At 48.1% G+C, this 12294-nt stretch carries 11 protein-coding genes and 1 rRNA gene; 9 read left to right on the top strand and 3 right to left on the bottom strand.

The annotated features are described in order from the left end of the window. Positions 1–114: ribosomal RNA gene (gene rrf, locus LZP69_RS05900) — 5S ribosomal RNA — on the top strand; the annotation flags it as partial. A gap of 841 nt (positions 115–955) precedes the next feature. Here the strand turns inward: rrf and LZP69_RS05895 are convergent. Continuing rightward, positions 956–1627, bottom strand: a complete 672-nt coding sequence (locus LZP69_RS05895; protein ID WP_234199257.1) for a DUF2057 domain-containing protein — start codon at positions 1625–1627, stop codon at positions 956–958. Between the two features lie 165 nt (positions 1628–1792). Between LZP69_RS05895 and LZP69_RS05890 the strand changes: the two genes are divergently transcribed. Together LZP69_RS05890 and corA are read left to right on the top strand one after the other, a co-directional pair. After that, positions 1793–2158, top strand: a complete 366-nt coding sequence (locus LZP69_RS05890; RefSeq protein WP_234199256.1) for a hypothetical protein — start codon at positions 1793–1795, stop codon at positions 2156–2158. A gap of 175 nt (positions 2159–2333) precedes the next feature. Continuing rightward, the gene (gene corA / locus LZP69_RS05885; protein WP_234199255.1) at positions 2334–3281 is read left to right on the top strand and encodes a magnesium/cobalt transporter CorA; all 948 of its coding nucleotides are present in this window, start codon (positions 2334–2336) and stop codon (positions 3279–3281) included. Here corA and LZP69_RS05880 read toward each other — a convergent pair. Next, on the bottom strand, positions 3276–3593 hold the full coding sequence (locus LZP69_RS05880; RefSeq protein WP_234199254.1) for a DUF3135 domain-containing protein: 318 nt from the start codon (positions 3591–3593) through the stop codon (positions 3276–3278). The two genes, corA and LZP69_RS05880, sit on opposite strands and share 6 nt — an antisense overlap. Positions 3594–3864: 271 nt before the next feature. Between LZP69_RS05880 and LZP69_RS05875 the strand changes: the two genes are divergently transcribed. From LZP69_RS05875 to LZP69_RS05860, 4 genes are all read left to right on the top strand, one after another. Further along, positions 3865–4563, top strand: a complete 699-nt coding sequence (locus LZP69_RS05875) for a 2OG-Fe(II) oxygenase (RefSeq protein ID WP_234199253.1) — start codon at positions 3865–3867, stop codon at positions 4561–4563. Positions 4564–4774: 211 nt separating this feature from the next. Continuing rightward, on the top strand, positions 4775–5629 hold the full coding sequence (locus tag LZP69_RS05870) for a putative selenate ABC transporter substrate-binding protein (RefSeq protein WP_442800664.1): 855 nt from the start codon (positions 4775–4777) through the stop codon (positions 5627–5629). 3 nt (positions 5630–5632) lie between these two features. Beyond that, a complete protein-coding gene (locus LZP69_RS05865; protein ID WP_234199252.1) occupies positions 5633–6304 on the top strand; it encodes an ATP-binding cassette domain-containing protein in 672 nt (223 codons plus the stop codon). Then, positions 6304–7827, top strand: a complete 1524-nt coding sequence (locus LZP69_RS05860; protein ID WP_234199251.1) for a PhnE/PtxC family ABC transporter permease — start codon at positions 6304–6306, stop codon at positions 7825–7827. The genes LZP69_RS05865 and LZP69_RS05860 overlap by 1 nt, the downstream gene beginning before the upstream one ends. Positions 7828–7948: 121 nt before the next feature. Here LZP69_RS05860 and LZP69_RS05855 read toward each other — a convergent pair whose 3' ends face one another. After that, a complete protein-coding gene (locus LZP69_RS05855; RefSeq protein ID WP_234199250.1) occupies positions 7949–8770 on the bottom strand; it encodes a hypothetical protein in 822 nt (273 codons plus the stop codon). Between the two features lie 403 nt (positions 8771–9173). On the opposite strand from LZP69_RS05855, the gene LZP69_RS05850 reads away from it, so the two are divergent. Continuing rightward, a complete protein-coding gene (locus LZP69_RS05850; protein ID WP_234199249.1) occupies positions 9174–10889 on the top strand; it encodes a sensor histidine kinase in 1716 nt (571 codons plus the stop codon). After that, positions 10889–12241 carry a sigma-54-dependent transcriptional regulator gene (locus tag LZP69_RS05845; protein WP_234199248.1) on the top strand — a complete coding sequence of 451 codons (1353 nt, stop codon included), beginning with the start codon at positions 10889–10891 and terminating at the stop codon, positions 12239–12241. The genes LZP69_RS05850 and LZP69_RS05845 overlap by 1 nt, the downstream gene beginning before the upstream one ends. The last annotated feature ends 53 nt before the right edge of the window (positions 12242–12294 follow it).

Here is a 12294-nt window from a genome sequence, read left to right as displayed (position 1 = left end):
TGGAAACCATAGCATTGTGGCCCCACCTGATCCCATCCCGAACTCAGAAGTGAAACGCAATCGCGCCGATGGTAGTGTGGGGTCTCCCCATGTGAGAGTAGGTCATTTCCAGACGCCTAATACACGATAAGCCCCAGTAACTCTTACGCAGAGTTACTGGGGCTTTTTCGTATATACGCTTCGCGAACCTCTACTTCACATGCAGCCCACAGCCACTGTGTGGGTGGGCCCCTCAGCTCGCAGCACAGCTGCTTCGCGCTACAAAGCCCTTGAATGTGTTGCATTCATTGCAGGGCTTCTCCGCCCCCATGTGTTCGCTACGCGAACCGAGTAGGTCATTTCCAGACGCCACTTTGGTTTTCACTTTTTCGAAAAGTGAAGACAAAAAGTTAACTCGTAAGAGTGTCGAATAATCCCCAGCACACTGTGTTGGGGATTTTTTCGTTTAACGACTTTAGAAATACTTGCTTGATTTTTACTAGTTCAGACCTGCTCCCATCCGCTCCCTATCGCCGCTGGCGCCCAGAAGTGAAACGCAATCGCGCCGATGGTAGTGTGGGGTCTCTCCATGTGCCCCCTTCGGGGATAATAAAGAGTAGGTCATTTCCAGGCGCCTAATACACGAAAAGCCCTAGCATTCTCTTTATAAGAGATGCTAGGGCTCTTTGCTTTATACGCTCGCCTAAATTGCTCCTGGCAATTTATGGCACTTCCTACATCCATGTAGGTCGCGCGAAAGTGCTACTTCACATGCAGCCCACAGCCACTTAGTGGATGGCAGTTAAGTGCTCCATTCATTAACTGCATTTCCGCCATTCATGGCGGTCAGGTCCTCAGCTTGCAGCTTAGCTGCTTTGCGCTACAAAGCCCTTGAATGCGTTGCATTCATAGCAGGGCATCTTCGCCCCCATGTGTTTGCTACGCGAACTACGAGAGTAGGGTAGATTCTCCGGGCTCACTTTAGGCTAATGCGTTTTTTAAATGCTTCTCGAGTCCTATCATCTGCCTGGCTGTACCAGTAATCGAGCATTTTACCTACCTCCTCTTGAGTGCTGCCGACGTTTGTAGGAATCGATGCTTGTGTCAGGGGTTGTGTTAGGGACAGTGTCTGGCTTTGTGGGCCTGCCACCGTGGGTAGTGGGTCTACCGACGCTAAAGAGAAAGTCATAACGGCGGCGCCTTGGCTTTGGTTGTAGGCTTGGATCTCCTGTTGATAATCGCGCCCAAGCTGAATGCCTTCCTGGCGCAGTGTATCAATTTTATAATCTATCCCATTTCCCTTGTTATCTTGCAATGCTAGATCAGGCTGCTTATTGAAAGCGTCGCCTTCTTTACTGGAGGTAATTGGGGGCAGCTTAATCGTGTATTCATTATCCGCCGCATCGAAGCTAAGTATGATGGCTTCAGAGCTGTAACGTGTTTGTACGCCATGGGCACGATAGCTGCTTAACAGCTTAAACACCAGTTGCTGAGGGCCATTATCATTTGTCAGTGTTTTACCACTGATGGCTTTTTCGTTTAACAGCAGGGTCTCTGTGTTGCCGGGGAGCTTAATCACAACTTCGCCATAGGCATTGCAGACTGTTGTAATTGTGAGGAAGAATAGCCAGGGTGTGAATTTTTTCATGGTTTATCAGCTTGTTGAGCAGTAGCTTTTTTATAGCATTCACACTTTGCTTTGCAAATCTATCTATCCAAAAATACGGTTCTTTTTTATCTGCTGAGGGGTCTATAACAGTAATTGCGTACGATAGCGGGTATACTTTTTTTAAATGCGACTTTGGAGCCAACCTTGTTAACGAAATTATTGATCACCTTATTAGTTATTGTCGGCGCTCTGTTTTATATCAGAAAACCTAAAGTGAAACAGCGCAGTGAGTCGGTATCGCAGCAGGGGCAGCGTTTGCTGTTTAAGTATATTACTATGGGTCTGGTTACCGTGACCTTATTAGGTAGTGTGGGGTACTGGTATTGGTCCTGGCAAGATGGTCAACAAATTGTCAATGTGACTATCGTGTCCCCTAATGATGCGACCAGCCAGGTTTATCGTGTGCATAAGCGGGATATAGGCCTTACTGAGATCACTACAATCGAGGGCGTAAAAGTGCGTCTATCCAGTCAAGAGCGAATTGTGATAGCCCCTGCTTCGTCTAAATAAGTGTTTTTTCTTAGGTTATGTATAATTAATCGGCAATCAATCGGGTTTATGATGCTTACTCATTCCATATCGGGGTTTATGCTGGCCAATATTGGCTTATTGAGTAGAATAAAGCGATATTTTCCCTGCGCTTTGGTGTGGTGAATTTTCATCGAAGTGTTTTTCAGGAGGCCTTATGATCACCGCATATGTCTATGAAGGCAATCATCTTTCTATTATTGAACTCGATATTCAAGATAAGGTCCCACTAGGGACTTTATGGTTAGATCTTTATAAGCCGGAAGAGGCTGAGCGTGAGTGGTTACGAGGCTATTCTGCCGAGGAGTTGCCTGAAGAGGAAGATATCAACGAGATTGAGGCATCGGCGCGTTTTTATCAGAACAAAGATGGCTTACATATTAACTCCTTATTCCCACAGCGGGTGGGGCAGGATGTAAAAGGGGTAAACATCTCCTTTAACCTGCGCTCGCAGTTTCTGGTTACTCTGCGCGAAGATGATGTGGGCCTGATCCGTTTGCTGCGTAATTATCTGCGCTTAGGTCGATTGGCGGTGAAAACGCCCCAAGCACTCTTTATTGAACTGTTTAATTTGAAGGTCGACTATCTTTCTGATTTAATTGAAGATGTCTACTCTGTCCTAGAGAATGTAGGGGAGCAGGTGTTTGACAGTGAAGAGCTAGATGATGTGTTTAAACTCATTACACTGCAGGAAGATTCTAACGGTAAAATTCGCTTAAGTTTGCTCGATACCCAACGTTCATTACGTTACATGCAGCGTTATTATCGGGGACAACTCACGGATGAAGATCTCAAAGATCTGCGTGAAATGTTGTCGGATATTGAATCTTTGATGCCACACAGTCAGTTTATTTTCGATAAGTTAAACTTTCTGCTCGATGCCGCCATGGGTTTCAGTGGGCTGCAGCAAAATAAGATCATTAAGATCTTTTCGGTTGCTGCCGTTATCTTTCTGCCACCCACAGTGATCGCCAGTGCCTACGGCATGAACTTTGCCAATATGCCTGAACTCAGTTGGCAATTAGGCTACCCCATGGCGATATTGATGATGGTGGGCAGTGCTGCTTCGACCTACTTTTTCTTCAAGCGTAAAGGCTGGCTATAGGGATTTAGTGCGACGAAAGGGCAATAAACTGGCTCTTTTATTTTGCAAGTTTTCGGGCTCTGTAACGACCTGGTTAAGCAGTAATAACTTATTATTCATTAGCTTAATTGCCAGAATACACCGGGCATAGGGATTGGTGCAGCGTGACATCTGCAGGTTGAAGTTATGCAGCATGGCTGTTAACTGAGGTCGGTTGGCTTCAGAGGCTTGCTCTATCGCGTCCTGGCTGACCTCTTGTTGTAGTCTTTCCAGCTGCTCTGGATCATGTTCAGCTAACCATCTTAAAGTGTCGAAATCGGGTAGTTCTTTCATGGGCGCCTCGCCGAGTGTCGCGCATGCAATTATCCATACCAGCTAATTTTAGTTGTTGACGCAATATTTGCATAAAATATCAACAAATTAAGCTTTGCTGATATTTATTTTTGATACTGGTTATCTGTTTGGTGTAAAAGGCTGCTTGGCTGTTTTTTCTTTAGGGAGGCTGCGGAACACTGTCATTGCAGTTTTGCAAAGCGGCGAGCTCTGTGTCAGCATAGCTGGGATTTATACCACTGCATAATGCGCACTTATTGGAAGTTTTATAATGGATTTTATCGAAGTTTACCCTAATGCAATTCCCGATGATTTATGCGACCGATTGATTGAAGCCTTCGAGCTTCATCCAGGTGTTAATGATGGACAGACGGGAAATGGTGTTGATTTAAGTAAAAAAGTCAGCCGTGATATTACTATGGATAAGTTCAATGACCTGGCACCATTGAGAAATGAACTGTTGGGGCATACTTTAAAAAATATCAGTGGTTATTTTGAAAAATATTCAATGGCCTTAATGGGGGCGGTTTCTGTTGATGTCGCCGATGAGCAGGGACAGGCACAAACGTTAACGCCAGATAATTTCGAGCGCCTTGGTCGTCATAGAGTACAGCCTCTGGTGCAGTATCTCTATCGCAGTGGTTTTATCAATATTCAGAAATACATTAAGGATAAAGGCGGTTACCCGCACTGGCACTCAGAACAGTTCCCGCAGCTGGGGCATAATGAAGCCCTGCACCGGGTGGTGTTGTATATGTACTACCTTAACGATGTGGCTGAGGGTGGCGAGACTGAGTTTTTCTACCAGGGACGTAAAGTGCAGCCCAAGAAGGGCACTATGGTGATCGCACCAGCGGGATTTACCCATAGCCATAGGGGGAACATGCCTGTGAGCAATGATAAATACATTGCGACCTCCTGGGTGATGTTTAACCGTGCAGAGCAGCTCTACCGTGCTGCCGGTAGCTAGAGAGAGCGCTGGCGATAGTGCTAGAGAAGTATTAGTCGCTGTAGCGATGTGAGTGAGATATGGCATCTCGCTCTAATTCAGATCCTAATCCAGATTGACTTAACAAAAGCGAAATAAGCCAGTATTTTTCATCTGGGTCATGCTCGGCTCTCTATGAATTTGACCTGCCAATGGGTAAGATTGCCCGACTTAACCTTAAGGGATATATACCATGTTATTGATTAAAACTATCGCTTTAGCTCTGGCCGTCTTCATTATGCCAGCGGCCTTTGCGCAAACCTTCACTTTCACGGCGATCCCCGATGAAGATGAGACAAAACTACAGACGCGTTTCGATAAGGTTGCCGATTACCTATCCGAAAAATTAGGGGTTGAGGTCAAGTATATGCCTGTCAAATCCTATGCGGCGGCTGTAACTGCGTTTCGCAATAATCAGGTACAACTGGCTTGGTTTGGCGGTTTATCTGGCGTGCAGGCAAGACGTTTGGTACCGGGTTCTCATGCCATAGCTCAGGGTTATGAAGATCAATTTTTCAAAAGCTATCTGATTGCCAATGCCTCAGTGCCACTGGCTCGCGCTGACAGTTTTCCTGACATCAAGGGCTACACATTTACCTTTGGTTCTAAAGGCTCAACATCGGGCCGCTTAATGCCTCAGTTCTATATTGAGCAAAACACTCAGACCAAGGTGGACGACCTCTTCAGCCGAGTAGGTTTCTCGGGTGATCACAGCCGTACTATTGCTCAGGTAGAAGCCGGGGCGTATCAAATTGGTGCCGTCAACTATAAAGTGTGGGATGACATGGTTGTGAAAGGGCAGGTTGATACCAGCAAGGTGAAAGTGATCTGGGAGAGCCCTGTCTATCCCGATTACCAATGGACATTAAGAGCGGGCTCGGATGACACCTATGGTGCAGGTTTTAGCGCCAAGGTAAAACAGGCCCTGCTGGATATGACAGATCCCGATCTGTTAGCCAGTTTCCCGCGGCACTCTTTCGTGCCGGCGACCAACAAAGATTATGAGCCGGTTGAGTCGGTCGCCACTGCGATAGGCTTGTTAGATTAAAACGTGTTAGCACTAGAATCCATATCACTGAATTATCAGGATAAAACCGTCATAGATAAACTATCGCTAACCATCAACAAAGGTGAAAAGTTAGCGATAGTGGGAGCCTCAGGCGCAGGGAAATCTACTCTGCTGACCCATATTTATCAAAAGCTGAGTAAAGACGCGGCGCTGTGTTCGCAGTCTCAAGGGCTTGTCGATGCTTTAAGTGTTTATCATAACGTCTATATGGGAGCTCTGGCGCGCCATTTTTGGCTCTACAATCTGGCGAACTTAGTCTGGCCCTTTAAGCGCCATCTGACTGAAATAAAACAGCTGTGCGATAACCTGTTCCTCGATGTGGATCTCAACACTAAAGTGTCCGACTTGTCTGGCGGGCAGCGACAGCGTGTGGCCATCGCCAGAGCCTTGTATCAGCAGCAGCCGCTGTTTCTGGGGGATGAAGCTTTCTCGGCGCTGGACCCTGTAATGGCCAGTCGTTTGGTTGAATTAGTGCTGAGCCGCCATGAGACTGTAGTCATGGTGCTCCATGACTGTGATTTGGCCCTCACGCATTTCGACCGTATTGTCGGGCTGCATCAGGGCAAAGTCGCACTGGATAAACCCGCCCGTGTTCTGGATGCGCAGCAGCTTGGGGATTTTTTTGATGAAAATACGGTTTCTGTGACCCCCTGATGCTGAGTCGATTTTCATTTCTCGGTCCCTGGCAGCGATTAACCCTGACACTTTGGCTGCTGACCTTTATCTGTTTCTGCTTTGCCGATATAGAGATCATCTCTCTCGATCCCTGGAGCGAGCTGACACGCATGTTATCCGGCTTTATGGCGCCCGATTTTTTTGCCACCGAATCCCTGCTCAATGCCCTGTGGCTGACGGTCAGTTTTGCACTGCTTGGGGTCGCACTGGGTTTATTGCTCGGGATCCCGCTGGCCATGCTGTATCAGTCGCCTGGGATCGCAGCTATCTGTGCTATGGTGCGCGGCGTGCACGAGATTTTCTGGGCATTGCTGTTTTTACAACTCTTTGGCTTATCGCCGCTTACGGGCATTCTCGCCATCGGTTTGCCCTATGGCGCCACCTTTGCCCGAGTATTTCACGATATTTTGCAGCAGGCGCCTGGGGCCACCTTGCAAAGTTTTCCCTTTGGTGTCGATAGAATAAGCCGTTATGTCTACGGCAAACTGGGCCATGTGTATCCCTTGATGCTGGCCTATGTGCGTTATCGCTTTGAATGTGCGCTACGAAGCAGTGCCGTACTTGGCTTTATCGGTATGCCAACCCTGGGCTTTTATCTTGAGACCGCATTTCGTCAGGGTAACTACCACGAAGGTGCGGCCTTATTACTCCTGTTAGTGCTGCTGATAGGTACAATAGCTTTTTGGGCTCGGCGTCAGCTAATTGCATTTTATCTGCTTGCCGCACTGCTTACTCTGCCGACAATCGGCAGTGTAGATGGACTGCTCATCTGGCAGTTTCTCTCTGTTGACTTGCTGCCGCCGGGCATAAAAGGGGTTGTGCATTATCAGCTTGGTGTTGAACAAGGTCTGGAGCAGTTTGTTTCTTGGTGGCAGGCGTTATCGCTCGAGCAAGCCTTGCCTGGGATTTGGGCCACACTTGTTTTGGCGATATCGGCGCTTGGGGTTACTCACCTTTTGACGCTCTTGGGTTATTTCTGTGTGAGTCGCCACAGGTTTGGCTATCTTACCACCCGCGGGGCGCAGCTTGGGCTGCTCTTTTTACGATCAACCCCTGAGTACTTGTTGGCCTTTATCTTTATGATGCTTTGGGGGCCTTCCATGCTACCAGCGATTGCGGCCCTGGCTCTGCACAATGGTGCACTGATCGCCTATCTTGTGGCGCGGCAAGAGGTTGCGGTTAAGCCTAGCCCCTTATACCGACCTCGAAATGATCATTTCGCCTATGAGGTGTTGCCTCGTATCTATCCCAATTTCATGTCGCTACTGTTTTATCGGTTCGAGGTTATCTTGCGTGAAACGGCAATCTTCGGGGTATTGGGGATAGCGACCCTGGGTTTTTATATCGATAGTGCCTTTAGCGAGATCCGTTACAGCAATGCCTTATACCTCTTGCTGGTGACCGCGATACTCAATGTGCTGGTCGATTTTATCGCCCGGCGGTTATTGGCTAATCGCGTTTCTCACAGCGTGAGTCTTGGGCAGGTATCTTGCGTCGCCTAGCGTCTGTCGCCGTTACTCGCTAGGGACAAATGGTTCAAGGGACAAATGGTTTAAGTGGCATAAGCTGAAGCGGAAAAAGGGGGCAAAAGGCGTCCTTGTCCGTTTGCACCCATTTAGTCTTTTACTTAGCCGATTTTCCTTTGCTGTTAGTCAGGGCTTGCTCCAGCTTTTGCTTTTGCGCATCGCTTAATTTGTCTGACTCAATCAGCTTGATCACCTGGTCGATATCTGGCTTCTCCTGTTTGTGGATCACTATCCTATGAGAACCGTTTTTGTGCAGATCTTCGCCGGCATACTTGATTTCGATTTCGGCCATCTGCTCAGCTATCGCGGCAATCTCGGATGAGGCCAGTTCGATCTGCTCATCCATTTGCATCCCATCTTCTTGGAGTATGATCTCAAACTCTCGCGCCTGCTGTTCAAGTTCTGCCGCTTTCGCTTCCATTTTGGCTCTTTTAGCCTCCATTTCAGCACTTTTTATGATGATCTTCTTTTCGATTTTCGCGACATGCTTAGCCAGTTCGGCTTCTTTTTTTGCCATTTTCTTGGTTAATGAGGCGAGTTTTTGTTTATCGGCTTCGGACATGGCACTGTGGCGCAGGTAGACATGGCTTGACTCCCGCCCATCGAGTTGCTTGATGAGGTGAATGACTTTTTCCTGAGTTGCCTCGGGAAGCGCCGTGAGTTTACTTTTTAATTGCTTGTCATCCTGAACTTCATCGTTGCTCAGTTGATAACTGTATTGTTTACCTTGGTGATCGACTATCACCTTGGTAATTTTGTCTTTCTTCTGAGTTTGCTCTTGGGTTTGCTCTTGAGTGAGTTTGATTTTGGTCTGATCATCTTTAAATTCGATCTGCTTCTGAGACGTTGCCAGTGCACCTGTTATCGGAGCAAGCAGGGCGATGCTGATCAGCAGGGGGATAAAATGTTTAAGTTTCATGGCATTTCCTTATAGTTTGAAATCATTATAGATTTGGCATTGATTGCGAGCTTGTGGGGAGTATGTTCCCGTAAACCTGTAAGGGGTAATGCGAATATCGGGCCAACATCTGGCGAATATCAAACCGATATCAAACCAATATCTATTCAAGGTGAAGTATTGGCCGCTGATCGAGACTCTACGTTGAAATTGTACGTTGAGATTGAATGCCGAGCTTAGTCGTTATCGGCATGGGAAGAAGCGGGCTGGCTATCGCTTAAATTCCCCGATTTGCGCTATCAACTTCCTGATATAAGGAAATTTTCATTTTTTCTGTTATCTTGAAACCCAATATCTGCGCCATTTCATCTTGGTACTCTTTTTGTATAGCCAGATAAAAATGATTTGTTAGCTTGAGGATTTCATGTCGATAAAACGCTATCTGTTTGTGCTCTTTGGTGCGCTTATTCTTCTGCTGGGGGTGAGCCAGCTGATTGTGTCTCACTATTTTAAGGGACAGCTACAGAGCGAGCTGAGCGAAAGTTCTCGGGAGTTATCACAGAGTCTGGTTAAAGTGCTGATTGATAATGTCGGGCCCGAACAGAATTTTGTGGTAAAGCTAGACAAGCCTGTGGTGCCAGAGGAGAAACGAGCACTTATTCAGTCAATACATGAAGTCGAGTCAATGCATGAAGTCGAATCGATGCGCAGTGAGTTTGAGGCGGATGTTGAGGCCGTAAGCGATGAGATAGCAAGGCTCAGCGAGGAGTTAGTGCTGCTTGAGCTGCCAGAAGCGAAAAGCGGTAGTGCAGAGCAGCAACAGCAAAAGCGAATTCAACTAAGGGCTGAGCTCAGGGAAAAGCAGCAGGAGTTAACCCGTCGGTTGAATCAGATGATGGTGCATGAGCAGGAACTCAGACAAAGGCAGAAGGCGAAAATTGCCGAAGCGAAGCGCCAGGCCGCGGATGAGTATCGCCAGCGACTCCATGAGGCGGTAAAGCAGATCGAAGTCGATGCAAATAGCTGGCTTGAAAAAGGCAATGTAGCTCTTATCGAATCTCCGCCATCGCCCGGAGCGCCTGTGGTTAAGGTGACACGGGAAATTTCAGTGCCTAATCAACAGGCCAATACCCAGTTAAATCGTTTCAGTGAGTCTATGTTTGCGATGATCTTGCTAAGCTCAATCGCAGCTTTAGTCTTGGCTTACCTGCTTAGCCATGTGATCAGTGCGCCGCTCTCGGCTCTGGCTAGCGGCCATAAGAAGTTAGGTGAGGGCGAGCTTGGCTATCAGGTCGAGGAGCGCGGGGTAAAAGAGCTTAAGAGTATACTCAGCGGATTTAATCGTATGAGTGTGCAGCTGGCATCGTTAAATGAGCAGAAGAAGCTGATGGCGCAGCAGAAACAGTTAGCCGAGCTTGGTGAAGTGACCCGCGGCATTGCCCATAGCCTACGAAACCCGCTTCATACCTTAGGTTTATTATCGGAAGCGATTGCACAGGCAAACTCAAGCCAGCAAGCCGCTGAGATGCTTGCTCAGATGCAGAAAAAAATCGCCATGATGGATAAGAGTATTCAGTCACTGCTGACACTGTCCAGTACTCAGGTGAATCGCGACGCATCTGTGCCTCTTGCCGCGACTGTGCAGGATATTCTGCTGGAGCTGTCGATTAACGGCAGCAAGATGAAGATTAATTTTGATTGCATAGATCCAAGTTTAAGCATCATGGGGGCAGAGTCGGAGATCAGGAGCATAGTTCACGCCGTGCTGATTAATGCGGTGGAGGCGACGCCGGATTCGGGTCAGATAGATGTCACTCTGTCACAGCAGGGAGACTTTTATACTCTGGTGGTGGCCGATACAGGCAAAGGGATAGATCCGGAAGTGCGCGACAAGCTCAGTCAACCCCATATCACCACCAAAGCCGAGGGAACTGGTATGGGGATCTATATTGCCGAGCAATTGATCAAGGGCCATTATGGCGGTCGCATCCAATTTGCCGATAATCCCGGCGGTGGTACTGTGGTGACACTCTATTTTTTATCCCCTAGTTCTCAAGTTAGTGCTTCTGCAAACATATATTCAAAAAACCAGAGTTCAAAAAGCAAGGATTCAGATAACGCCCCTGAAGAGGTGAAATAATGGAGATGCCCCAGTTGCATATTTTGGTCGTGGAAGATGAACCGGATCAGCGCCAGTTGATCGTGCAGATGCTCACGGCCAGCCAATATCAGGTAAAGAGCGCCGAGAGCGTTGAACAGGCGATAGTGATGATTAAGCAGAGTCCGCCTGACTTAGTGTTTTCCGACTGGAAACTGGGTCAACTGACCGGCATGGATCTGCTTAATTATGTGCGCCGGGAACACACGGACATGGGCTTTATTATCGCCACTGCCTACGGCACTATTACCCATGCGGTCGATGCTATGCAGGCTGGCGCCGATGATTACCTGGCCAAGCCTTATCAACGCCAGACCCTGCTGTTAGCCATAGAGAAAGTGGCTAAGTCCATCGCCTTAAAACGCCAGAACCGCCGATTGTCGTCCGAGCTTTCCCAGCAGCAGGAGCTAGTGGGGCTGGTTGGCGGCTCTGCACTGATGCAGAAAGTCTATCAGCGGGTACAGAGGGTGAGCGCCACAGATGCCACCGTGCTGATCGGCGGCGAGAGTGGCACAGGAAAAGAGCTAGCGGCGCGGGCGCTTTATCAGCTCTCAAACCGTAGTCATAAGCCCTTTATCGCCATCAACTGTGGCGCCATTCCTGAGTCCTTAGCCGAGGCTGAGTTATTTGGCGCCGAAAAAGGGGCTTATACAGGTGCGAACTCTCTTAAGGTAGGTAAACTCGAGGCGGCCAATGGTGGCACCGTTTTTCTCGATGAAATAGGCGAGCTACCGCTGCTGCAACAGACTAACTTGCTGCGTTTTCTGCAAGAAGGGGTGATCTCTAGGCTAGGCCAAAATGGTGAGATAAAACTGGATGTGAGGGTGATTGCTGCCACCCACAGGGATCTACAAGTCGAAGTGGCCGAGGGACGTTTTAGAGAGGATCTCTACTACCGGCTCAATGTGGTGCCTATTCACATGCCTGCGCTTAGGGAGCGACGGGAAGATATCGGCAGACTGGTTGAGCACTTCTTAAAGCTACACGCCAGCCAGTATGGTATCACGACGCCCAAGTTACAGAGTCAGACCATGAAGGCGCTGCTGGATCATGCCTGGCCAGGCAATGTGCGGGAGCTGGCTAACCGTATCGAGCGTTTTGTCCTGCTTGGCGATGAAGAGGAGATGGTTCAGGAGCTTAATGCTACGCCTCAGACCTTAGATACCTCACAATTTGTGTTGCCCAGTGACGGAATAGAGTGGGAAAGTTTTGAGAAAGATTGCCTAGAACAGGCGATGAACCGCTTCGATGGTAATCGTACTAAGGCTGCGAAATGCTTGGGTCTGAGTTACAAGGCATTTTTGTATCGTTTAGAGAAATATCAACTGGTTTGATGCCGAGATTTGGGTTTAGCCTGGGCAATTAAGCCTAGGGCTATGACTAAGAC

It is taken from the genome of Shewanella sp. AS1 (genome assembly GCF_021412565.1).
Taxonomy (GTDB): domain Bacteria; phylum Pseudomonadota; class Gammaproteobacteria; order Enterobacterales; family Shewanellaceae; genus Shewanella.
The sequence above is the reverse complement of the archived record's forward strand: the minus strand, read 5'-3'. Positions and strand labels throughout refer to the sequence as shown.